This is a genomic window from Blautia sp. NSJ-140, assembly GCF_022868965.1.
Taxonomy (GTDB): Bacteria; Bacillota; Clostridia; order Lachnospirales; family Lachnospiraceae; genus Blautia_A.
The window spans coordinates 299,894-324,958 of record NZ_JALIFS010000001.1 but is presented as its reverse complement, the minus strand read 5'-3'; the positions used below and the strand labels follow the sequence as shown (position 1 = coordinate 324,958).

Here is a 25,065-nt window from a genome sequence, read left to right as displayed (position 1 = left end):
TTATTAAAAAAAGGAGTAAATATAGAGATGAAAATAGCAGTTTGTGGAAAAGGTGGATGTGGAAAAAGTACAGTAACCAGTCTTTTGGCTAAGGCTTTAGCCAGACGAGAAAAAGAAATTTTGGTAATTGATTCCGATGAATCTAATTATGGTCTACACCGACAGCTAGGTATGAAGCTTCCCAGAGATTTTACAGACTATTTCGGTGGTAAGCAAAATGTTTTAAATGATATGATGTTATCAAAATTTACTCATCAGTTTTTTGAGGAAACCTGGACTATAGATGATATACCGGAAGATTATTATAGCCTGAAGGACGGTGTAAAACTGATGACCAGTGGAAAAATTCATCAGGCAAATGAAGGGTGTTCTTGCGCTATGGGAACTGTTATGACTCAATTCATCCAAAATCTCAGGCTTACAGAAAACCAATTTGCGCTAATGGATATGGAGGCTGGTATTGAACACTTTGGACGTGGAATTGATAATGGTGTAGATCTGATATTGATAATCATAGATCCATCCTATGAATCCCTGCAGCTTTCCAAAAAAATCGGGGAATTATCGGAAAGTATTCGAAAACCATTTTATTACGTTCTCAATAAAGTAACAAAAGAGAATCAGGAAATGATGTATGAAGCTGTATGGAATTCAAGTCGAGTCGCTGTATCTCTTAGTGCGGATCCTGGTATTATGGGAGAGGGACTGATTGGGAAAGAACTATCAGAAAAACCAGATGCTATTGAAAACTTAACAGAATTTCTACTTTCTATTTAAAGAATGAGGAGATTTACTGTGGATATATGATAAAAGAAAACCAGATTATACAGATGTGATTTGTAATATTACATCCACTTGACGCAAGAGAGAAGCAGTGATATATTGAAACAAAAGTTATTTATAAAATAACATTAAAACCCTGGAACTATATTGTGTGATTGAACAGTTACAAAAAATGCAATTCTTGTGGAGGGAATAGGATGATACAGATTGCAATTGTGGAAGATGAAGAAATTTACGTAAAACAATTAACAGAGTATATCCGGAAATATCAAACGGAAAGGGGAAGATCAATAAAGGTTACGGTATTTGGTGATGGAGAAGATATCACTGAGAATTACAGTGGCGGTTTTGACATTATTCTGATGGATATTCAGATGCGGTTCATGGACGGTATGACAGCAGCAGAAAAAATCCGTCAGATGGATCAGAAAGTAATTATTATGTTTATTACAAATATGATTCAATATGCAGTACGTGGATATGAAGTTGATGCAATGGATTATGTAGTAAAACCGGTTGAGTACTTTTCTTTTTCGCAGAAACTGGATAAAGCAGTTGGACGTATGCGCTCTGAGGTTAAAGAATTTCTTACGATTCCGATTGGGGAAGGAGTTGTAAAGATAGATATAGCAGATATCTATTATATTGAGGGGCAGAGACATAATGTAATTTATTATACTTCGAGAGGAGATTACTGTTCAAGAATTACGATGAAAGAACTCGAAGAAAAACTTGCGGTACATAATTTTTTTCGATGTGCAAAGGGATATCTGGTAAATATGAATCATGTAGAGGGATTTGTTGGTTCTGATTGTGTGATTCATAATGTACATATACCTGTCAGCAGAACCAGAAAAAAAGAATTCATGAATCTGCTTCTGCAAAACCTCAATATGGAATGATTTCATGCGAAATGGAGGATACTATGTTATATCAGGATATTCCAAGAATTTATACGGCAATAGCAGAGTGGGGATCATGTTTGGTTTATCTTTATATCCTAAAAAAAGAAAACATGAAATCTGTACATTTTCTTACAGGCAGTCTTTTCATGTTGGCAATGCAGAGTATCTTTCTGACTTTGACAGGCAGCGTAACTGAAATTTTGTGGGTTCCCTGTATGATGATCGCTGCAGGTATGATGTATGGATTTCTTATGGTCGGAGGAAATATGAAGCCTCTGGGAGCGGCTTATTGCTGTGCCCGTGCATTTGTTCTTGCTGAGTTTGTAGCTTCGCTGCAGTGGCAGATTGTATCTATTGTACAGGCATGGGGGAATCAGAGCATCTGGGTTGAAATTCTGATCACGATGGTTATTTTTGGAGGCTGCTTTACTATTAATATTTATTTAGAAAAAGATCTCCTGAAGCAGAATTATCTTGAACAGATGACAGTAAAGGAAGTAGCAGCGGCGGCAATCATGGCTGTTGCAATCTTTGCTTTTAGTAATCTGAGATTTTTAAATGAAAATGTACCATTTGCGAGCAGAGAACGTGCAGATATTTTTTCTATCAGAACACTGATCGATTTTGGAGGAATTGCAATCCTGCATGCTTATCAGAGCAGGATCAGTGAGTATGTTGCCGAGAAAGAACTTTCAGTAATGAACGTGATGCTGAAAAGCCAGTATGATCAATACCGAAATTATCAGGACAGCCTGGATCTTATACAAATGAAATACCATGATCTGAAACACCAGATAACGGGACTTCGTGCGGAATCAGATGAAGAGAAACGAAAAAAATGGATTGATTCCATGGAAAAGGAAATCGCTGCCTTTGAAAATATAAGCAGAACGGGGAATCAGGTACTTGATACGATTTTGGCAGCTAAGATTTTCCATTGTCGAAAAAATCATATACAGATTACCTGTGTGGCAGATGGAAAATTATTGGATCATATGCATGTAACAGATATATGTTCTATATTTGGAAATGCTTTGGATAATGCGATTGAACATGTAATTTTGATTCCAGATCAGGAAAAAAGACTGATCCATCTGACAGTATCCGCTCAAAAAGGATTTGTGTTTATCAAGATAGAGAATTATTGTGAAGCAGAAATTTCCAAAAATGAAGAAGATCTGATTACAACAACAAAAAAGGATAGTAAAAACCATGGTTTTGGATTGAAAAGTATTCGTACAGCTGTAGAAAAATATGATGGTTCTGTAGTATTTGGAGTACAGCAGAACTGGTTTGAATTAAAGATTCTTTTACCCAGAGTATTGTAATGCTCTGGGTATTTTTGTTGCCAAGCATACGACAAAAAGGTCCACCGGACCTTTTTTAGTATTTTGTGCCATATTTGCTGCATCTTGTGCCAAAAACAGCGCGAAATAATAATCATGTTATAGTAATGCCAACAGGAAATGATACCTGAAAAAGACAAGAGAGTCAAAGGAGGAAAAAGAGAATGATCAGTGTTGAAATGGAAGATGTTCTGGCGGTATTACAATTATGCAAACCGTATATTATCGGTATTATTGCTGCACTTGTAATTGGAATCGTAATTATGATAGCATGCCGCAGGATGTCCAGGGACAAAAGATTTCTGATAAGAGGGGAAGCTGCGATCGCAATGGTTCTTGCAGTTGTTGTCTGCGTGAATATGATCTGTTTTGGACCAATGGCTACGTTGATTGGACTGGCAACGGGAAATGGAACTTTAAGTGATGAAACAAATGAAGAAGCTGCGGAAGCAGCAGAAGAAATTATGGAAGACGGAATTGTTCTTCTGAAGAATGAAAGCCTGCTTCCTTTAAATGAAACAAAAAAACTGAATATTTTTGGCTGGGAATCTATTAATCCGGCTTACGGAGGAGCTGGTTCCGGTGGAATTAATGATCTGTATGATATTGTCAGTCTGAATCAGGGACTTGAAAATGCCGGATTTTCTATTAACCAGGAACTGGTTGATTTTTATAACAATTATGGTGCAGATAATCCGGAAATGTCTATCCAGAAACAGAGCTGGACATTACCGGAGCCACCTGTAGATACTTACGATGATGAGCTTATTGAAAGTGCGAAAGAGTATTCTGATGTGGCAGTTGTGGTTCTTTCCAGAAAAGCAGGTGAAGGTCATAATGATATTCCTATGGATGTAAAAAAAGCAGCATATGATAATAATTCAGATGAATATGATGATTTTCCTGAGGGAGAGCATTATTTACAGCTTTCACAAACTGAGAGAGATATGGTGGATATGGTTTGCTCAAACTTTGATAATGTGATTGTGATTTATAATGGAGCAAATCAGTTTGAACTTGGTTTCGCAGATGAATATCCTCAGATTAAATCTGTTGTATGGTGCCCCGGAACGGGAAATGTGGGATTTAATGCACTTGGTAAAGTATTTTCAGGTGAAGTCAATCCTTCCGGAAAAACACCGGATACATTTATTTATGATATGACGACTGCTCCGTGGTGGAATAATGCAGAAAAAACGGAGTATACAAATCTGGCAGATATGGCCGTTGAAGGAATGAACGCAGGAACTGCGCAGGTGTATGCTCCGGCATTTACCAATTATGTGGAAGGCATTTATGTAGGATACAAGTACTATGAAACAGCTGCACAGGAAGGTGCGATTGATTACGATAAGACTGTACAGTATCCATTTGGATATGGTCTGAGTTACACGGAATTTAAACAGAAAATGGGTGAACTGAAAGAAAAAGACGGACAGATTTCTGTAGATGTAGAAGTAACCAATACCGGAGATGCTGCCGGAAAAGATGTAGTAGAAGTGTATTATAAACCGCCATATACAAATGGCGGAATTGAGAAATCTTCTGCAAATCTGATCGAGTTTGCAAAAACAGATCTGCTTCAGCCAGGAGAATCTCAGACTGTTACAGTTACATTCAGTATAGAAGATATGGCCTCTTATGATGAGAATAATGCAAAAGCATATGTTCTTGAAAAAGGCGATTATGTGATTTCTATCAACAGCGATTCACATACTGTGCTGGATCAGAAAACTTATACTGCAGATAAAGATGTAGTATATAAGGGAGAAAATAAAAGAGCATCAGATGATACTGCAGCAACAAATGTATTTGAAGATGCAAAAGGCGATGTGACATATTTATCACGAGCAGATCATTTTGCAAATTATGAAGAGGCTACAGCAGCACCGGCATCTGCAGAGCTGGGTGAGCCATATGTTTCTGAATATCATCTGAACAGCAACTTTGATAAGACTACATACCTCAATGATGAGGATGTAATGCCGACAACGGGAGTAGATAATGGACTTACATTAGCTGATATGCGAGATGCTGATTATGACGATCCTCGTTGGGAAAAACTTCTGGATCAGCTTACTGTTGATGAAATGGCAAATATGATTGCAATGGCAGGTTATCAGACAGCAGCCATGGATTCTGTGGGAAAAGTGGCTACACTTGATTTCGATGGACCAGCAGCAATTAATAACAACTTTACAGGAGTTGGTTCTATTGGATTTCCAATTGAAGTTGTGGTTGCTTCCACATGGAATAAAGAACTTGCACAGGCCTGGGGTGAATGCATGGGCAAGATGAGTCAGGAAATGGGTGCAGAGGGCTGGTATGCACCAGGTATGAATACTCATAGAACCGCATTTGGAGCAAGAAACTATGAATACTTTTCAGAAGATGGAGTTCTTGCAGGAAATATGGGAGCAAAAGCAGTAGAAGGAGCAAGAAAATATGGAGTTTATTCTTACATCAAACATTTTGCTCTGTATGAGGGAAATGCAAAGATGGTAAGTGTCTGGTCAAATGAGCAGGCAATCCGAGAAATCTATCTGAAACCATTTGAAATTTCTGTAAAACAGGGTGGTGCAAATGCGGTTATGGTTTCCTGGAGTTTTCTTGGAGATAAATGGACTGGAGAAAGCAGCAACCTTATGAATACAGTTCTCAGAGATGAATGGGGATTCAGGGGAATGGCGCTTACAGACTTCTTCCGAAACAATGGTCATGGATTTATGAATGCAGATGCAGCTTTGGCGAATGGAGTAGATGCAATGTTGTCCACATTCAACGGAGAAGAGAACAATGTAGCCAATCAGAAGCATCCAACATCTGTACTTCAGATGAGGAATGCCTGCAAAAATGTCATGTATACAGTTGTAAGCAGCTGGGCTTATGATGGAGAACACGAAGAAACAGGTATGGAAAATTGGAAAAAAGCAGGAATTGGTATCGACATTGTAATAGCACTTTTCATGGCAGGAATGGAAGTACTGGTAATCAGAGGATATAAGAAAAGAAAGAATGCTGAATAAGGATGAAAGTGGGATGGAAAATAGTTATGAAACAGCAAAAATTGGTTGAAAAGATGACAATAGAAGAAAAGGCAGCAATCCTCAGTGGAAAAACTGTCTGGCAGACCAGAGAAATTGACAGGCTTTCCATCCCGTCCATCTTTCTTTCAGATGGACCACATGGAATCAGAAAACAGGCAGGAGCAGGAGATCATCTGGGACTGAATGCATCCTTAAATGCGACATGTTTTCCCACAGCAGCGATGATTGCAAACAGCTGGAATCAGGATCTGGGGGAAGAGATTGGACAGGCTCTTGGAGAGGAAGCAGCAAGTATGGATGTAAGTATACTGCTTGGTCCGGGATTGAATATTAAAAGAAGCCCATTATGTGGAAGAAATTTTGAATATTTTTCAGAAGATCCATATCTTTCCGGGAAGATGGCAGCGTCATATATTCGGGGAATACAGAGTAAAGGCGTTTATGCCTGCCCGAAGCATCTGGCAGTTAACAGTCAGGAACTTCGGAGAATGGCAATGGATGCAGTTGTTGACGAACGGACATTAAGAGAAATATATCTGACCGGTTTTGAGATAGCTGTTAAAGAAGGACACGCAAAAGCAATCATGAGCAGTTACAACCAGATTAATGGGATTTATGCTAATGAGGACAAACATCTTTTGACAGACATCTTGCGCAAAGATTGGGGATTTGATGGAATTGTAATAACAGACTGGGGCGGAAGCAATGACCATGTGAAAGGTGTTGCTGCCGGCTCAAATCTGGAGATGCCGTCCTGTGGGTATGATTCTGCAAGAGAAGTGATTGCTGCTGTCCAAAAAGGAAAGCTGAAGGAAGTGGATTTGGATGAAAGAGTTGGAGAACTGGTAGATGCAGTGATGGAATTGACATCAGGGAAGAAGCTATCAGATAAAAACTTTGACAGAAACGCACATCATCAACTGGCAAGGAAAGCAGCAGCAGAAAGCATGATTCTTCTAAAAAATGAAAAACAGATTCTTCCGCTGGATACCAAAAAATCCATCGCTGTTATTGGAGATTTTGCTTTTTCACCCAGATATCAGGGGGCAGGATCTTCTATGGTCAATCCAACAAAAGTAGAAGATATGTCATCGATTTTGCAACAATATGATCTGAATATTCTGGGAATGACAAGAGGCTATCATAGAAATGGAGATGTAGATGAGAATGATAGAAAGTTTGCATTAAATTTGTCTATGAATGCGGATATTGTAATTTTCTGCTTTGGTCTTGATGAGATCAGTGAATCAGAAGGACTGGACAGAACCCATATGCGTATTCCGCAGGATCAGATCGATCTTCTGCAGGATATCAGTAAGGTGAATGAAAATGTTATTGGAATACTGAGTGCTGGATCAGCGATAGAAATGCCATGGCACACCTGCTGCAAAGCGATTTTGCATGGCTATCTGAATGGACAGGCAGGCGCTTCTGCAACATTGGATATTCTGACCGGAAAGGTGAACCCATCAGGAAGACTGGCAGAAACATATCCCATATCTTATGAACAGACACCGGCATTTCGATATTATCCAAGTAATGAGAAAACATCGGAATACCGCGAGAGTGTTTATGTAGGATATCGCTATTATGATACTTCAAAAGTACGGGTGCAGTTTCCATTTGGTTTTGGACTTTCCTATACGGAATTTACATATTCTGATCTTATCATAGAAGAGGATGGAATCAAAGTTTCGGTTACCAATACAGGTGACAGAGATGGAGCTGAGGTTGTTCAGATGTATGTAGGACTTCCTAATGCAATCGTGTTCCGACCGGAAAAAGAACTGAAAGGTTTTGCAAAAGTTTATCTGAAGGCAGGAGAAAGCAGACAGCTCAGGATTCCCTTTGATGATAAGACATTCCGTTATTGGAATATAAAAACGGGACAGTGGGAAATAGAAACAGGAACTTATCAGATTATGGTAGGAGCCAGTGTTGCAGATATTCGTTTAACAGGTATGACTGAGAGAACTGGAAATAGTAAAGGGTATCCGTATAATCCGGCAAAAATGCCTTACTATTATACAGGAATCGTGCAGAAAATATCAGATGAGGAATTTCGTGAACTTCTTGGCCATGAGATACCGAACGGGAGATGGAGTGGAAATCTGGAAATCAATGATGCAATTTGTCAGATGTATTATGCAAAAAGCCGACTTGCAAGACTGATATATAGATGTCTCACAAAAATGAAAAAGAAGAGTGAGGCACAGGGAAAGCCGGATCTGAATATTCTTTTTATTTACAATATGCCGTTTCGGGGGATTGCCAAGATGACCGGCGGGGCAGTCAGTATGGAAATGGTATATGGAATTGTCGATGCTGTGAATGGCCACTTTATGCTTGGAGTAAAAAAAGTAGTTGGCGGATATTTCAGAAACAGAAGAAATAATAAGAAATATGAAAAATTATTAAAAGGAGCCGGAGGGAAGCGCAGATGAATCATATAAAAAATATATGGAAATGTTTTGAAGAGAAACATTCTGTTTTTGCAAAATGGCTTTATCAGATATTCTATTTTGTTATATTCAGTATGGGCGTGACAGTATTCCAGTATCTGGTATTTACATTTTTACCAGGGATTTTGGGAATTGGTCTGGCTGGTATAGAATTTATGTGGCCAAAGGTTTCTATGAATCTGTTTGGAGTAAAATTTACATGGAGTTTGCTGGGGTATAATGTATTGCGTGATGCAACGGGGAATGTATTGATCGGTGGTGGACTTGGCTATTTTATCAGTTATGAATTGGGGTCATTTCTTGCACAGTGTATCAATTTTCCACTTCAGAGAAATATTACCTTTAAAAGCCATGGAAATCCTGTATATCAGGCAATCTGGTATTTTGTTGCATGGGTGGTAATTTCACTGATTTGTAATGGATTTAATAATCTGTGGATGCCAGTTGCATCTGCATATGTGGCACCGGCAGTCTATAACATGCTTGTGACAATTATTACAGGTGGAGTTTCCATGGTGATTTTTTTCTTTGTGTTTAAAATTATTTTCCCAGAGGGGAAGGCTGAATAGAAGAAAATCATAACCAAATAACTGCTTCGCAGTATATCAGAAGGGGCTTGTACCCCTTCTGATACAAGCAAGTCCCCACCCACTGCTTATTGCTCTTCGCAATTGAAGCAGGGGACTTACTTGATTTGGTTAAAATGATGCAATCTGATATGATTTGGAACATCATAAAATCAACAAGGATAAAGGTAAAAAAATATGAATAAAAGACAAAAAATTCTGATTGTAGATGATTCAAAACCGGTGTTTATGAAAGAGGATCTACTTCCCGTTATGGGAGATAATCAAATGATCCAGGATCTGCCCTCTGCATTTATCCGGGTTTTGGAGTAACAGAACGCATGGAAAAAATAATGGAAAAGGATCTTCTGATCCGGGATGTAGAAACAAAAAATATCATGACTAAATCCAGTCTTCCGGTAGGGGGATATTCTGTCAATCCTTATGTAGGATGTACCCACGGCTGCAAATACTGCTATGCCTCTTTTATGAAACGGTTCACCGGGCATACCGAATCGTGGGGGACATTTTTGGATATAAAACACTGGCCGGCAATTAAAAACCCGAGAAAATATAAAGGCCAACGGGTAGTGATTGGTTCCGTGACAGATGGGTATCTGCCCCAGGAAAAGGAGATAAGAAATACCCGCAGGATTTTAGAACAGTTAAAAAATAGCGGTGCAGAAATCCTTATCTGTACGAAATCGGATCTTGTACTCCGGGATATTGACTTGCTAAAAGAAATGGGAAAAGTCACTGTCTCATGGTCGATCAACACATTAGATGAAAAATTTCAGGCAGACATGGATCAAGCTGTCAGCATCAGCCGCAGACTTGAGGCAATGAAGCAGGTATACGAAGCCGGAATACGCACGGTTTGTTTCATTTCCCCAGTATTTCCGGGCATCACAGATTTTGAAAAGATTTTTGAACGTGTGAAAGATCAGTGTGACCTGGTATGGTTAGAAAATCTAAATCTCCGCGGTGGTTTCAAACAGGAGATCCTGGATTATATTCAGAAATATTATCCTCACCTTGTTACCCTGTATGATGAAATCTATCGCAAGGGAGATCGAAGTTATTTTCGGGCATTGGAAAACCAGGCAGCACAGATGTCCCAAAAATACGACTGTCCTTTTGTAGACAACGAACTGCCTTATGACCGCGCAGAGCCAGGCCATCCTGTAATCGTGGACTATTTCTATCATGAAGAAGTACGGGGATCGGAAAATACAGGGCGGCGCAAAAAATGATTGAATAAGTTGAGATGTAAAAGAGGTGCCTCAAGAGACTGAAACAACTCATAGTTTTCCATGAATGTTACAGTCTCTTTATTATTATCAGTATACTCCACACTCTGGGTTGGTATCAATATCAAGATGAAGCAAAGGCTTTTCTCCCTCCACTGCCCGGTATATATCCAGCATAGTAATTTCATCCGCAGGTTTGGTAAGACAGGCGTTTGCCTGGCTTTGGGTATTGGAGATAAGGCTTGCATTTTTCAGCGCGGACATCAGCTGCCGGATATAGGTAGGATTTGTTTTTACACTTTTTGCAATCTGGGCACTGGTCAGATGCTCTTTTTCTTCTTGTAATTTATATTTTAACATGGTACAATTTTGATGTAATTTTAATAATAACAATAAAAGAAAGGAAAGTCAACCATGCAGCCAATGAAAAATATTGTTTTTGAAAATGCATATCAAAAAAATGCCCGGACCTTATTAGATAAACTTAATTCTGCTGAAGCCATTCTGGTAGGAGCAGCAGCCGGCATGTCCGCTTCCTGTGGCTATAATTTTTTCTATCAGAATGATGCGATATTTCAGAAATATCTGGGGGATTTCCATAAAAAATATGGATTTACCGGAGCCTTTAACGGATTTTACTATCATTATCCTTCCCCGGAAGCTCACTGGGCATTTCTTGTACGTATGGGCTATATGGAATATGAGTGTCCTACAGGACAGCCTTACTACGATCTCATGGAACTCCTTGAGGGTAAAAACTATCATATTATGACCACCAATCAGGACTTCCAGTTTACCCGTGTGGTGTCCGAAGAAAAATTAAGCGCCATCCAGGGTGATTTCCGCTATTATCAGTGCAGCCGCCGATGTCATGACCAGATTTATTACAACAAGGATATGGTCTATGCCATGAATGCAGCTATTGACGAGAATCTGTGTATCCCCGCCAAAATGATCCCCCGCTGTCCAAAATGCGGAGCCCAGATGGAGCCCTGGGTACGGGGATATACATTCCTGGAAGGTGCCAAGTATAGAGACGAATACCGGAAGATCAACGAATTTCTGGAAAAGAATAAAGAGAAGAAGATCCTTTTTCTGGAGTTGGGCGTAGGACGAATGACCCCTATGTTTATCCAGGAACCTTTCTGGAATCTCACATACTCCCTGCCTAAGGCGTTTTACATTACCATTAATCCAAAGGACGCCCTTCTTCCCATAGAAATAGAACAAAAAGGGCTGGCCATCAAAGAAGACATTGCCCTGGTGCTGCAGGAGGCAGTGAGAGTAAAGAAAGAGGAAAACAAGGAGCATGGAGAAGCATAGTCACAAGGACATCCCTGGAACAGCAATGGGCCTACTATACAAAATATATTTACAGTATGTGGCATCTGCCTACAGGTCAGCTATATCTGGCTCTTAAGGCTGTACTTGCCGGAAAAGATTAGAGAGATGACACCGGGGGTGATCAGACTGCCTTTCTGGGAGATGACGGCCCGTAACAGCCAGGTGTTTTACGTCTGTCTGAACCGGGAAGCCTCTTCTGCTCCGGAACATTAAAAAGGGAGAAGTCTTTACCTGCAAGGCAATCTGGCAGATATATTAAAGGAACTTCGGATACAGTTGGAAAAGGAGAAATAACATTATGGAAGAAAACTTCAGAAATATTTATAAAGCTATCCAGGAAGCAGATGCTCTTCTCATCGGCGCCAGTAACGGATTATCTATTTCAGAAGGATATAATATTTTTGCAGATGATCACTGGTTTCAGAAAGATTTCGGAGATTTCCGCAGCAGATACGGGATCAGAAACATACTGCAGGGATTATTCTTTCAGTATCCTACAGAAGAATCTAAATGGGCATTTTTCAGCAGACTGATCAGCCGGAAATGTTATCTGGAACAGCCCGGTCCTGTAATGGAGGATCTGTATCGTCTGGTTAGTTCCAAAGATTATTTTATTGTGACCTCCAATGGCGAGGACCATTTTGTGCCTGCAGGATTTGACAGGGATAAAGTCTTTGAGATGGAAGGCCGTCTCACCCAGTCCCGGTGCCAGAATGGATGCGGAACAGATCCTTACGAAAACCAGAATGAAATTCTCAAAATGGCGGAAGCTGAAAAAAACGGACAGATCCCCTCAGAACTGGTTCCCTGCTGTTCCTGCTGTGGAGGGCCAGTTACGGTCAATATGGCAAACAGCAATGCATTCTTTCAGACCGAACAGTTCCAAAAGAAAATGCAAGACTATCAGAACTTTATTAAGAAATATCATGGTAAAAGATTAGCGATCCTGGAATTGGGCGTGGGATGGCGAAACCGTATGATCAAAGAGCCTTTCATGAGCCTTGCTGCTTCTGAACCTGAAGCAGTTTATATCACCTTCAATAAAGGAGAAGTCTATATTCCGTCAGAAATTGCCGGAAAGTCGATCGGGGTAGATGGAGATATTGGGGAGGCGCTGAAAGAAATATGTCTGGCAAGAGAGAACCTATAGGGGTGTTTATATATTTCTATTTGGGCAATTAATTTTTCTGAATGGACAATGCAAAAAAGGCACTGAAAACCGTAGAAATATTGGTTTTTCAGTGCCTTTTCCATTAGTTAAAGAGAAAAAATATAATAAATTTAAGTTTTGCTAAGTTTCGCTAAATTCTATTCGTTTGAGCATCGCCATTGCTTTGACGGTTCACGTTTTCCACAATCATCACAAGTCTGCGGCCAGTTGATTTTCCATTCAAAATACTCATCTCTGGTAATTTTACCAGATTTCAGTTCTTCTTTTCTAAGAGTCCATTCTTTCAGAAAATTATTGAGAATCCCGTAATTAAACCACATACCAAAAGAAACATTAGGAAAACAGGTAAGAAAGGCAAGGTGATGAGTTTGAGAAAATTGAAGTGATAGGACGACTTCTATCAGGAATATGTTGGAAAAGAGGTGAGTATTATGGTGAATCAGTCAGTGTTAGATTCCAGTGTTGATCTGGAACAGTTAAAAGATATTGAAGAATTAACTCCGGATATGGACAGAACGATTTCTGAAAAGGTGGAAACATTTCTGGATAAATCCGGTGATCAGCCATATGCTCATATGAATGAAGGCTATGTGGTGGTTGTGCAAATGACCAGGGAGCTGGAGGCAACGGATGCACTCAGTGATTATCTCAAAAAGCGGATAGAGTGCTATTGATCGCTCAGTAACTGAACACTTGCTGTTCAGGTGCGCAAGAACATGATTCAGGTGTGAGCAGCGCTCCTTTTGCGTAGCAAAACTTTAAATGAGAGCTGCGAATGTTACAGTTCGCAGTTTTCTGTGAACTGTAACAACGGAGTTGATATAGTAGATGAAAGATGAAAAAAATTTTGCGAAGACACAGATGTTATGTTAATGTGAAGTCAGGGAAAATGAAAGTGATACATGGTTTCTGACTTCTACTCGATGGAATTAAGCAAGTTAGGAGCGATGTAAAATGGAACAAATGCAAAAGAACACACCAGATATATACGATGCTGCATTGTATCTTCGACTGTCCAGAGACGATATGGATGATGGCAGTGAGAAGACAGAGAGCAACAGTATTGCAAATCAGAGAGAGCTGCTTCGGAGCTTTGTAAAAAGCCAGCCGGACATTCAGATCTTTGATATATATGTGGATGATGGATATTCAGGTGGAAATTTTGACAGACCTGAGTTCAAGCGAATGACAACTGATATAGAAGCTGGACGAGTAAATTGTGTAATTGTAAAAGACTTGTCTAGATTCGGAAGAGAATATATAGAAGCCGGGCGATGGATCGAAAAGACCTACCCGGCTTTAAATGTGCGTTTTATTTCTGTGACGGATCAGTTTGACAGTAAAATAGCAGATTTTTCAGAGAAGTCATTTGTGGTTCCGATTAAAAATTTTGTAAATGAAAGTTATTGCCGGGACATCTCCGGTAAAGTACGCAGCCACCAGAAAATCAAACGGGAAAAAGGAGAGTTTATCGGGGCATTTGCACCATATGGTTATTGCAAAGATCCGGAAAATAAGAACTGCCTTGTGATTGATGATTATGCCGCAGATATTGTAAGAAAAATATTTGTCTGGAAGATTGAAGGATTCAGTTTCGGTGCGATTGCTGAAAAATTGAATATGCGTCATGTACAATCTCCAAAAGAATACAAGATTGCAAACGGCGAAAATTATAATGCCGGATTTCAGGGGACAGATACACCAAAGTGGTCAGCAGTACAGATTAAAAGGATTCTGACCAATGAAGTGTATATCGGCAATATGGTTCAGGGAAAGCAGGAACGAATCAGCTATAAGGTGAAGAAACGTCTGGATAAACCAGAGTCAGAATGGGTGAAAGTAAAAAATACACATCCGGCAATCATCAAGCAGAGTGATTTTGATGTAGTACAGAAACTGCTCCAATATGATGGCAGAGCATCAAAGACATTAGACAGTGCCAGTTTTTTTGCAGGCTTTATCTTCTGCGGAGATTGTGGAGTACCGATGATACGCAGAGTGAACCGATATAAAGGAAAAGAAAAGGCTTTTTATATCTGTCAGACGAAGAACAAAGGCGGAGACTGCACCAGACACAGCATACCGGAGGAAGTGCTGAAAAAAATTGTCTTGAAAGAAATCCAGATGTATACAGCACTTTTTGTAGATTATGAGATGATCATGGAAGAACTTCAGCAAATGGAAGTCAGCTACGACCAGGTAATCAGTTATGATACACAGATCGCAAAATTGCAGGAAGAATACAACAAATGTTACAGCATAAAAGTATCTCTAGCGGATGATTTGAAATCTGGGATGATTACCAAAGAGGAGTTTGATGAGTTTCGTGAAAGTTACGGTAAAAAGTGTGAAGAACTGGATCAGATGATAGAACATCAGAAAAAACTGGTAAAGCAGATGTTTGAAGGTGGTGTTTCTGCAAAAGTTCAGTTAGAAGACTGGAAGAAATCTCTGGAGATCAAAGAGCTGGATCGTACCTTACTGGCACTGACAGTAGATAAAATCTACATTTATGAGAACAAGCAGATTAAAATCCGGATTCGTTATCAGGATGTGATTGAAAAAATGAAAGTCATAAAAAGATTTTATACAGAACATCAGGATGAGTACAGAAAAGAGGTGGGATAAGTGGCAAGGACAGCAAGAAGATATGAGAAAAGGACAGAAAAGAAAAGTTATCAGATTCCAGTGTGTATGGCTGCGATTTATGCCAGATTATCCGTAGATACAGACGAAAGAAAGTCAGAATCTATCGAAACGCAGGTGACGCTGATCAAAGAGTTTGTTGACAGGCACAATGCGGAAGCAAATAAAGAGTATGAACTGGTTGTGTATGATATTTATTCTGATCTGGGAAAAACCGGAACTAATTTTGAGAGAGCCGGATTTGAACGAATGATGGATGATGTCAGAGCAGGAAAAGTAAACTGTATTCTTGTAAAAGATTTTTCCAGATTTGGCAGGAATTATATAGAAACAGGAAATTATCTGGAAAAGATATTGCCTTTTATGAAAGTGCGTTTTATTTCTGTATGTGACCACTATGATTCATTTGCACCGAATGCGAAAAATCAGGAATTATCCATGAATATCAAGAATCTGGTAAATGATGCCTATGCAAAGGACATTTCCGCAAAGGAACGGGCAGCAAAGCGAACAGCACAGAAAAATGGGGAGTATGTTGGAGCAACAGCTCCGTATGGATATTGCTGTGAGAAGATAAATGGAATCTATAAACTGGTCAAAGAGCCGGAATCTGCAAAGATTGTGCAGCGGATATTTGCGGAATATGCTTCCGGTAAGGAGATTCAGCAGATTATAGACGGATTGTTTGAGGATAGTGTACACCGGATTTCTGATTATAATCATTATCATCATGTGTACTGGCAGGAAGGTGAAACTCTGCACCAGTGGGGAAATTCCTCTGTTCGTGCAGTACTGAACAGGCATAACTATTATGGAGATCTGGTACAGCGAAAATACGAATCCAGGTTTGTAAAAGGTGAAAAAGGGTGTGATGTGCTGGATGAAAGTCAGTGGATTGTTACTCCCAATGCTCATGAACCGATTATCAGCAGAGAACTGTTTGAAAAAGTACAGATCCGGTTAAAAGTGGCACAAGAAGCCAGAAGCACAGTAGTAGGATGGGAAGATGATGAAAGAGCTTTTTACAATGTGTTTTATTGCGGTGACTGTAAGCGGAAAATGTGTACAAGGAGATCAAGAGGCAGTGTGTTTTACTTTTGCAATGCGGCTCAGTACCGTGATGAAAGAAAATGCAGTCATAAATCTATTTCAGAAAATACGGTACAGAAAATCGTTTGCTCAGAACTGACCAGACAAATGCAATTAGCAGGATTTAAGAAAAAAGATATGTCGGCAATGAGTAATGATATATTTTCGGCTAAGATTCTGGAAATTCAGAATGAAATCAAAAAGCTGGATGCAGAGGTGGAACAACGCTCCGAAAAACTTGCTCAGACATTTATGCAATATAAGGATGAAAAACTTTCCAGAGAAACTTATATGGAAATGCGTGAGGAGCGTAACAACTGGAAAATATTCTGTGAAGAAAGAAAAGAGACACTGGAACAAATGATCCGAAGATTGCAGAAACAGCAAAAGGAAGAAACCAGATTTTTACGAAATCTTCTGGATCTGGAAGGGACAACAAAAATCAATGCGGAGCTTGCGAAAGCACTGATTGAAAGTATGTACCTGTATGGTGATGGCAGACTGGAAATCAATTTTCGATTTAAGGGGGCGATAGAACATGAATGATCAGAAAATGCTGATCGGATATTATCGTCTTTCGTTGGAGGATGGCTCTGCTGGGGAAAGTAACAGTATCATCAACCAGAGAAAATTGGTGAAAGATTATATTTCTCATATTCCGGAGCTGGCTGAACTGCCTTTTCAGGAGTTTTATGATGATGGCTATTCTGGTTCCAGTATGGAACGGCCGGGAATACAACAGGTCTTGGAATTGGCAAGAAATGAGCAGGTACAGTGTATTGTTGTAAAAGATTTTTCACGTTTTTCCAGAGACTATATTGAAATGGGAACGTATCTGGAGCAGATTTTCCCATTTTTGGGAATAAGGTTTATCTCTGTTTCCGATCATTATGATTCTAAGGATTATAAAGGAAAATGTTCGGACATTGAAGTACAGTTTAAAGGTCTGATAGCAGATTTTTATGTGAAAGATCAGTCCGTTAAGGTGAAATCGGCAGTCAGCACAAAAAGAAGTAATGGGGAGTATTGCTGTGGCTCTGCACCTTATGGCTACCGGATAAATCCAGAGAACAAAAAAAAACTGTTGATTGTGGAAGGAGAAGCGGAGATTATCCGCAGAGTATTTGAATTGACGAATCAGCGGTATTCAAAGCTGGATATTTGCAGGCTATTTAACGAAGAAGGCGTTCTTACACCATTGCAGTCTATGAGCAGGAGACAGAAATCAGACAGTAAGAAAGCATCTTCGAGAGGCTTGCAATGGACAAGTGATATGGTGCGAAAGATTCTGAATGATAAGAACTATATCGGCTGTATGGTCTATGGAAAAACCAAAATCCCAGATCCCGGCACAGGAAAAGAAGTTTCTGTGCCACGAAGTGAATGGAAGATATTGGAAAATCACCATGAACCAATCGTATCAAAAGAAATCTTTGAGAAAGCACAGTCCCTGCAGATCAGGTATAACAAAAAGAGTAAATTCAATAAGGACACCACTTTGTTAAGTGGATATTTGAAATGCGGAAATTGCAGAAGAAATCTGACCGGAAGCAACCGAGTACATGGGCATATCCTGTATAGTTGTGCATATAGCCAGGGAAAAGAAGATACTGGGTGCTTTGCCGGAAAAGCGGATGACAAAATACTGGAGCATATGGTTCTGGAAGAAATAAAGGCATACTTACGCCAGAATATCAGCCAGGAACAGATGCAGCAATCCATGAGAAAACAGCATGAAGATAACATTACAGCATATAAGGCAGAATGTGCTGACTGCGGAAGACGACAGGAGCAGATCAAGGCTCAGAACCAACAGAACTATGAGAAGTACCATGAAGGGCAGATGAGCCGGGATGAGTTCTTGAGTGAAAAGAAGCAGCTAGAGGAAGAAAGGGAACGTCTGCAAAGACGAAAGAAAGAACTGGAAGAACTGATCAGCGGCGAGAAAGAAATCCTGCTGAAGAAGAATATTCCGGTGGAACAGATGATGGAGTTTCTGGGGTATGAGAAACTGATAGAAGAGATGCTTGAAAAGTATGTGGATGGGATATATGTGTATGACGACGGACGGGTGGAGGTGGAGTGGAAAAGCACTTACCTAAATTTGTAGCAATAATGTAACGTACTCTAAAAATATTTTTCATATATCAGAACATTTTATAAAAGTTGAATTTCCATTTTCACTGCCAAAAGACAATGCAATCATTGCCAATGGCAATGAAATTGGCGATGATAATTTGGAACTAATGAAGATTCTGAAAATATTAGAGGAAAATGCTTCTATCACAGCAAAGCAAATGGCAGAACAGATGGGTATAAGTACGAGAAAGGTTAGTCGTCTTATAAAAGTGTTAAAAGAAAGTAAAAAAATCGTCAGAATAGGATCTGACAGAAAAGGATATTGGAAAATCCAATAGAGAAGGGGGTTTTTATGTTCTGGAGAAGAAATGGTGTGGATACAGCACCAAGGTATAAAAAATATATTCCGTATTGGGTATGATTTAAGTTTCGCTAAGCTTGATTTGATAGGTTGGCTATAGTGGTAATAATGCGACATTGTTGCTGTATAAATGTAGCAATGACGTTACATCCTACCCACTGATTTTGTGACAACAATATAACGTCCTCCGTTCTAAAACAACGATTTTATGGGAAAAATCGAAGGAAAAAAGGTCAAAAAGTTTGTAGCAATGACTTGACATCCTCGGGGAGACTTTGTCTGGAAAGGAGCCTGCCAGATTAAAATATTGTACTTAGTGGCATTGTTACAATCCTGAGATCCTTCCATTGATGCGGAGATGAATTCAGTTACTGTCAGAGGTGCTAGTGCAAATATTGAAGCATTCACGCATAATGTAGATAAACAAAAACACAAATATAAAAAGAAGGAGGATAGGGTATGGGATTATTTGATAAGAAGATCTGTGATATCTGTGGAGAGAAAATAGGTTTATTGGGCAACAGAAAACTGGATGACGGGAATCTGTGTAAGGATTGTGCAAAAAAATTGTCACCATGGTTTGAAGACCGGCGGCACAGTACGGTAGAGGATATTCATGATGGGCTGAGTGCCGGAAAGATCATCAAGGAAAAATATCCATATACAAAGGTATTGGTTGTTACTTCGCTGATCGATCCCAAGGTGCTGGAAAGAGCAAAGAGCGGATGTGCAGACAGTCTATGGTATAAGGATCACGGTGAAGAGGAAATACGGAGTGTGATCTGCAGAACGTTAAATGGGGAGCATGTATTTCCGGATGTGGCACCGGAGGTGGAACTTAACTGGATCACAAGCGGTGATATCAGTCCCAGACAGCTGGAGATGCTGCGTCTGTATATTCATGGGATGTCATATTCCGAGATTGCAAGGAAAATGGACTGTTCTGCTTCCGGGGTGAGATGGAATTTTCAGGAAATGATCGCCAAGGCGGGATACAGCTGCAAAGAGGATCTGATAGCAGCTGCACCGGAAAGTAAACTGATCGTAACCACACTGAAATAGAAGATCCACAGAATGCAGAAATATATTCAGACAGAGAAGGAAAATATATTATGATCACTGCACCGGACAGCGTCTTACCCCATGACAAAAGACACCTTTCGGATCTGCCCTGTTAAAAGTAAAATCTTTGTGCAATATGCTCAATGCATAAAAAGGATATTTTATAAACAAAATTATATAAGTTGCACACAACTAACGCATGCAGCATAACAGAAGTTGTACAAATATCCGTACACCCATAGACGATTGGGATGAAATCATAGAATAAATTTATAAAAATAGCTAATAAAACTGGATAATATGTTCAAATTATGGTACATTTATTGTAGCAGTCAGAGGAAATACTGCGGCCTTTTTTTGGACCGGGATTTTTGAAGGGCTGAACAAATAACAAAGAACTTATTTATTTGGTTTTATTGTTTCTTTCCTGGGAGTGCAGAGAAGGAGGGAACGGATAAGAGCAGATAATCATAAGGATATAATCTTTATAAGGAAGGTGAGCAATTGGAAAACTATACTAAGTACAAGCTGAAAAGCAGTGATGAGCTTGCATCAGTGCTAAACGGCAGGGACAATCTGTTTGTAATCGCCTGTAACAAGTGTTTCAAGGAATTTGAGACCGTTGACGAACCGGATTGCGAGGAATTCCTGAAATTTGCTGCGGAGCAGGGAAAAACCGTCACAGGCAGTGCGAAATTCGATTTTCTGTGCAACAAGATGCACACAGAAAGAAAATTACAGGATCTGCTGCCGGAAGGTACAGAGAATGTAGTTGTGATCTCCTGCGGTCTTGGTATCCAGACTGTTGCAGATCTGGCCGGTAAGCCGGTGATCGCAGCAAGTAATACCCTTAACTACAGAGGTCATCACGGCATGGCACTTACCAAAAAGAGCTGTGATGCATGTGCACAGTGCTATCTGAACATTACCGGAGGCGTCTGTCCTATCGTCGACTGTTCCAAGAGTCTTGTGAACGGACAGTGCGGCGGAGCAAAGAACGGAAAATGTGAAGTGGATCCTAACAAGGACTGCGCATGGGAGAAGATCTACCAGAGACTGGCAAAACAGGGGCGTCTCGAAGAGTTCCTGAACCAGCCGGTACAGGTACGTGATTATTCCAAGGTTAACTTTAAGGTGATCAATGATTACGTGAAGTCTATCAGAGAGGACAGACTGAACGGATACTATGGTGGCGTTCATCCGTCAGAGCACAAGGAATTCAGTGAGCATATCGATCTGAAGAAATTCCCGGATCCGAAGACTGTTGTGATCTCCATGTCCCAGCATCTTGGTGCACCTGCCAACCCGATCGTGGAAGTAGGCGACACGGTAAAGGTTGGACAGAAGATCGGAGAAGCTGCCGGATTTATCAGCGCACCGGTACATTCCAGTGTAAGCGGAACCGTAGTTGCGGTTGAGCCACGTATGCATGGTACAAGAGGCAGTGAGGTGATGGCAGTTGTCATCGAATCCGACGGAAAAAATACTCTGCACGAATCCGTACAGCCACATAAAGCCCTGGACGAACTTACACCGGATGAGATCATTGAGATCGTAAAAGATGCCGGAATCGTTGGTATGGGTGGTGCAGGTTTCCCGACCTGTGTCAAACTGAAACCTGCGAAGCCGGTTGATACCATCCTTCTCAACGGATGTGAGTGTGAGCCATATTTAACAGCAGACCATAAGGTTCTCCTTGAGTTTGCTGATGATATTATTTTCGGTCTGAAAGCGATCCTTAAGACAACAGGTGCTGAGAAGGGCATCATTGTCATCGAGGATAACAAGCAGGATGCGATCGAATTGATGCAGAAAAAAGTTGCCGATATCGAAAATATGGAAGTTTTTGTTGCAAGAACCAAATACCCGCAGGGCGCTGAGAAAACTCTCATCAAGCGCGTCATGGACAGAAAGGTTCCAAGCGGCGGTCTTCCGGCAGACGTTGGCGTTATCGTAGATAATATCAGTACTGTAAAAGCGATCTCCGATGCGATTCAGAAGGGTATGCCGCTGATCGAGCGTGTTGCAACCGTAACAGGCGAGAAGATCAAGAATCCTGGCAACTTTATCATCAAGATCGGTACCAGCGTAAAAGAGCTGATCGATTACTGCGGTGGATTTACAGATGACGATGTTCTGGTCAAGATGGGCGGACCTATGATGGGATTCCCTCTGAACACTCTGGAGGTACCTATGATGAAGGGCTCCAATGGTATCATCGCTATTGATACAGATGAGACCAAAGAGCAGCCATGTATCAAGTGCGGACGCTGTGTGGACGTATGTCCGATGGAACTTTCTCCTCTGTATTTCGTAAAATATGCGAAAGAAGAGAACTGGCAGGGTATGAAGGACATGAATGTCATGGACTGTGTTGAGTGCAGATGCTGTCAGTATATCTGTTCTTCCAAGATTCCGATCATTAACAGTATCAAAGCCGGAAAAAATGCAGTAAGGGGGATGAAGTGATATGTTGATTACCCAGTTAAAAGCAAAAGAAACTATCGTATCACTGGCAGCCGGAAAGAAAGTTTTTATCATCAACTGCCATGGATGCAAGGAAGTTCGTTTTCCGGAAAAAGAAGCTGTTGAACTTCAGAAGGAGCTTTCCGCTGAAGGAAATGTGACAGGGATCATGACAACGGATTATATCTGTAATCCGGAAAATATGCAGTTACGTCTTCAGAAACACATGGATAAGATCAAGGAAGCGGATCTGATTCTGGTATTCTCCTGTGGTGTTGGTGTACAGACCATCGCAGAATATCTGGAAGACAAGATGGTATGCGCAGCCTGCGATACATACCCGGTACCTGGTTTCCAGGGTGTAACACCGTTAGAATATAAATGTGACCAGTGTGGTGAGTGTTATCTGAACCTTACCGGCGGGATCTGCCCGATCACAGCATGCTCCAAGAGTCTTGTCAACGGCCAGTGCGGCGGTTCCAAGAATGGTAAATGCGAAGTGGACAGTGACATGGAGTGTGGATGGGAGCGCATCTACAGACGTCTGAAAGAGATCGGACGCCTTGACGCACTGAAATGCCCGACACAGATCCATAATTTCGCTACAGATGATGAAGTGAAATAATAAGCAAAGATTTATTAAGAAGCCAAATTAAATTATGATACGGTTCACCGGAAGTATTCCGCAAGGTATGTTGCAGAGCAGGTGGACCGTACCCCAAATTTTAAATGATTGGAGCAAATATAATATGAAAATGAAAGAATTATTCGACCGTGGTGAATTTGTAGTTTCTGCAGAAGTAGGACCGCCAAAAGGGATCCATGTAGATGAACTGGTAGAAGAAGCCAAAACTTATCTCAAAGGCGTTCATGCAGTCAATGTAACAGATAACCAGTCTTCTGTTATGCGTCTTGGATCTCTTGCAATGTGTAAAGTTCTCAAGGACGCCGGAATGGATCCGATCTTCCAGCTTGCATGCCGTGACAGAAACCGTATCGCACTGGAGTCTGATCTTTTAAGTGCTGCTATGCTTGGTATTGAGAACATCCTCTGTCTGACAGGTGACCATACGAAGATGGGCGATCATCCGCAGGCAAAACCGGTATTCGATCTTGATTCTGTATCTCTTCTTCATACAGTACAGCTTCTTGAGTCCGGTGTAGATCTTGGAGGAAACCCGTTGGTTGGTGAGCCTCCGAAATTCTCCAAGGGTGCCGTTGTATCTCCATGCAGCGATTCCGTTGACGCTCAGCTTGCAAAGATGGAAAGAAAGGTTGCTGCAGGTGCAGACTACTTCCAGACACAGGCTGTATTTGAGCCGGAGAAATTCATCAAATTTATGGAAAAAGCAAAACAGTTCGGAAAACCTGTACAGGTTGGTATCATCATTCCGAAATCCGCCGGAATGGCTAAGTTCATGAACAATAACGTAGCCGGCATCCATGTTCCGGATGAGATGATCGAGGAGCTGAAAGCAGACAAAGAGAAAACAAAAGCCGGTATCACAGGTGTTGAGATCGCTGCACGTATCATCAAAGAGTGCAAGCCATACTGCCAGGGTGTACATATCATGGCACTTGGATGGGAATCCAAGATCCCGGCACTTCTGGAGCAGGCTGAGATCTGATCAGAACGATTGCTTTATAAAAAATAATCAGAAAAGCTGTCCGGAACCGGATGCAGGAGATGCACACCGACCGGGCAGCTTTTGTGTAAGAAAAAGCTTCTCTATACGGAAAAACTCTTCGGGAAGCCTGCGTGATCCACAGCGGAAGAATTCTAGCTTAAGAGGTAAAGAGACGATGGAAAGTATTATTATCGGGATCGCCGGAGGATCAGGCTCCGGCAAATCTACATTTACAAACAGACTGAAGAAGCATTTCGGAGACGATGTGGTGGTGATCTATCATGATAATTACTACCGCAGACAGGACGGAATTCCTTTTGAAGAACGTGTGAAGGTGAATTACGATCACCCGGATTCACTGGAAACAGATCTTCTGGTAGAGCATCTCAAAGAACTCAAGGAGGGCAAAACCATCCAATGTCCGGTATACGATTACAGTCAGCACAACCGCTCCGACAAAGTGCTGAAGATCGAACCAAGACCGGTCATTCTGGTAGAGGGAATCCTGCTTCTTGCAGATCCGCGTATCCGAGATCTTCTGGATATCAAGGTTTATGTGGAAGCAGATGCAGATGAGAGGATCTTAAGACGGATCTCCAGAGATGTGGAGGAACGTGGACGGGATTTAAACGGAATCATCGATCAGTATCTTACCACAGTAAAACCGATGCATTATCTGTACGTGGAGCCCACACGGGCGAAAGCAGATATTGTGATCAACAGCGGTAAGAATAATGTGGCCTTTGATCTGTTTGTATCAAAGATCGGGCAGCTGTTGAAAGAACTGAAAAAATAATAAGTAAAATAAAAAGCATGTCATACTCTAGGACAGAGCGGATCAGGTTATATCCGTCTGGCTG

At 40.8% G+C, this 25,065-nt stretch carries 20 protein-coding genes and 1 pseudogene; 19 read left to right on the top strand and 2 right to left on the bottom strand.

The annotated features are described in order from the left end of the window. The first annotated feature begins 27 nt into the window (after positions 1-27). From MUB50_RS01450 to MUB50_RS01420, 7 genes are all read left to right on the top strand, one after another. Positions 28-777, top strand: a complete 750-nt coding sequence (locus tag MUB50_RS01450; RefSeq protein ID WP_118623318.1) for an ATP-binding protein — start codon at positions 28-30, stop codon at positions 775-777. A gap of 203 nt (positions 778-980) precedes the next feature. Beyond that, positions 981-1,685 carry a LytR/AlgR family response regulator transcription factor gene (locus MUB50_RS01445; RefSeq protein WP_117510049.1) on the top strand — a complete coding sequence of 235 codons (705 nt, stop codon included), beginning with the start codon at positions 981-983 and terminating at the stop codon, positions 1,683-1,685. Positions 1,686-1,708: 23 nt separating this feature from the next. Continuing rightward, positions 1,709-3,016, top strand: a complete 1,308-nt coding sequence (locus MUB50_RS01440; RefSeq protein WP_118623320.1) for an ATP-binding protein — start codon at positions 1,709-1,711, stop codon at positions 3,014-3,016. Positions 3,017-3,198: 182 nt separating this feature from the next. Then, positions 3,199-6,060 carry a glycoside hydrolase family 3 C-terminal domain-containing protein gene (locus MUB50_RS01435; protein WP_118623322.1) on the top strand — a complete coding sequence of 954 codons (2,862 nt, stop codon included), beginning with the start codon at positions 3,199-3,201 and terminating at the stop codon, positions 6,058-6,060. Positions 6,061-6,086: 26 nt separating this feature from the next. Then, entirely contained in the window at positions 6,087-8,525 is a 2,439-nt protein-coding gene (locus tag MUB50_RS01430; RefSeq protein WP_182433921.1) for a glycoside hydrolase family 3 C-terminal domain-containing protein, read from the top strand. Beyond that, a complete protein-coding gene (locus tag MUB50_RS01425; protein WP_118512622.1) occupies positions 8,522-9,112 on the top strand; it encodes a hypothetical protein in 591 nt (196 codons plus the stop codon). The genes MUB50_RS01430 and MUB50_RS01425 overlap by 4 nt, the downstream gene beginning before the upstream one ends. A gap of 338 nt (positions 9,113-9,450) precedes the next feature. After that, entirely contained in the window at positions 9,451-10,362 is a 912-nt protein-coding gene (locus tag MUB50_RS01420) for a radical SAM mobile pair protein B (RefSeq protein ID WP_118512621.1), read from the top strand. Between the two features lie 87 nt (positions 10,363-10,449). Here MUB50_RS01420 and MUB50_RS01415 read toward each other — a convergent pair whose 3' ends face one another. Further along, complete coding sequence (locus tag MUB50_RS01415) at positions 10,450-10,719, bottom strand: Rrf2 family transcriptional regulator (protein WP_118623326.1); 270 nt, start codon at positions 10,717-10,719, stop codon at positions 10,450-10,452. A gap of 54 nt (positions 10,720-10,773) precedes the next feature. On the opposite strand from MUB50_RS01415, the gene MUB50_RS01410 reads away from it, so the two are divergent. Then, entirely contained in the window at positions 10,774-11,682 is a 909-nt protein-coding gene (locus MUB50_RS01410) for an NAD-dependent protein deacetylase (RefSeq protein ID WP_118623328.1), read from the top strand. Positions 11,683-12,001: 319 nt separating this feature from the next. After that, positions 12,002-12,853 carry an NAD-dependent protein deacetylase, SIR2 family gene (locus MUB50_RS01405; protein WP_118623330.1) on the top strand — a complete coding sequence of 284 codons (852 nt, stop codon included), beginning with the start codon at positions 12,002-12,004 and terminating at the stop codon, positions 12,851-12,853. Positions 12,854-13,011: 158 nt separating this feature from the next. On the opposite strand, the pseudogene MUB50_RS17120 reads toward MUB50_RS01405, so the two are convergent. Then, positions 13,012-13,197, bottom strand: a pseudogene (locus tag MUB50_RS17120) (helix-turn-helix domain-containing protein); the annotation flags it as partial. A 108-nt stretch (positions 13,198-13,305) separates the two neighbouring features. On the opposite strand from MUB50_RS17120, the gene MUB50_RS01395 reads away from it, so the two are divergent. The 10 genes from MUB50_RS01395 (at position 13,306) to udk (ending at position 25,001) form a co-directional block, all read left to right on the top strand. Further along, entirely contained in the window at positions 13,306-13,548 is a 243-nt protein-coding gene (locus MUB50_RS01395) for a DUF6870 family protein (protein WP_118623332.1), read from the top strand. Between the two features lie 280 nt (positions 13,549-13,828). Beyond that, positions 13,829-15,502, top strand: coding sequence for a recombinase family protein (locus tag MUB50_RS01390; RefSeq protein ID WP_118623334.1), 1,674 nt, complete (start codon positions 13,829-13,831; stop codon positions 15,500-15,502). Beyond that, positions 15,503-17,155, top strand: coding sequence for a recombinase family protein (locus MUB50_RS01385; RefSeq protein ID WP_118623336.1), 1,653 nt, complete (start codon positions 15,503-15,505; stop codon positions 17,153-17,155). It abuts the gene before it with no gap. Further along, on the top strand, positions 17,148-18,719 hold the full coding sequence (locus MUB50_RS01380; protein WP_118623338.1) for a recombinase family protein: 1,572 nt from the start codon (positions 17,148-17,150) through the stop codon (positions 18,717-18,719). Before MUB50_RS01385 ends, MUB50_RS01380 begins: the two co-directional genes overlap by 8 nt. 136 nt (positions 18,720-18,855) lie before the next feature. After that, positions 18,856-19,026 carry a winged helix-turn-helix transcriptional regulator gene (locus tag MUB50_RS17115; RefSeq protein WP_270426754.1) on the top strand — a complete coding sequence of 57 codons (171 nt, stop codon included), beginning with the start codon at positions 18,856-18,858 and terminating at the stop codon, positions 19,024-19,026. 482 nt (positions 19,027-19,508) lie between these two features. Beyond that, positions 19,509-20,111, top strand: a complete 603-nt coding sequence (locus tag MUB50_RS01370) for a DUF4428 domain-containing protein (protein WP_118623342.1) — start codon at positions 19,509-19,511, stop codon at positions 20,109-20,111. A gap of 504 nt (positions 20,112-20,615) precedes the next feature. Continuing rightward, positions 20,616-22,580, top strand: coding sequence for an electron transport complex subunit RsxC (rsxC, locus tag MUB50_RS01365; protein WP_118623344.1), 1,965 nt, complete (start codon positions 20,616-20,618; stop codon positions 22,578-22,580). 1 nt (position 22,581) lies between these two features. Continuing rightward, the gene (locus MUB50_RS01360; RefSeq protein WP_118623346.1) at positions 22,582-23,202 is read left to right on the top strand and encodes a methylenetetrahydrofolate reductase C-terminal domain-containing protein; all 621 of its coding nucleotides are present in this window, start codon (positions 22,582-22,584) and stop codon (positions 23,200-23,202) included. A gap of 124 nt (positions 23,203-23,326) precedes the next feature. Further along, complete coding sequence (locus tag MUB50_RS01355; protein ID WP_118512611.1) at positions 23,327-24,205, top strand: methylenetetrahydrofolate reductase; 879 nt, start codon at positions 23,327-23,329, stop codon at positions 24,203-24,205. A 175-nt stretch (positions 24,206-24,380) separates the two neighbouring features. Continuing rightward, positions 24,381-25,001 carry a uridine kinase gene (gene udk, locus MUB50_RS01350; RefSeq protein WP_021976352.1) on the top strand — a complete coding sequence of 207 codons (621 nt, stop codon included), beginning with the start codon at positions 24,381-24,383 and terminating at the stop codon, positions 24,999-25,001. The last annotated feature ends 64 nt before the right edge of the window (positions 25,002-25,065 follow it).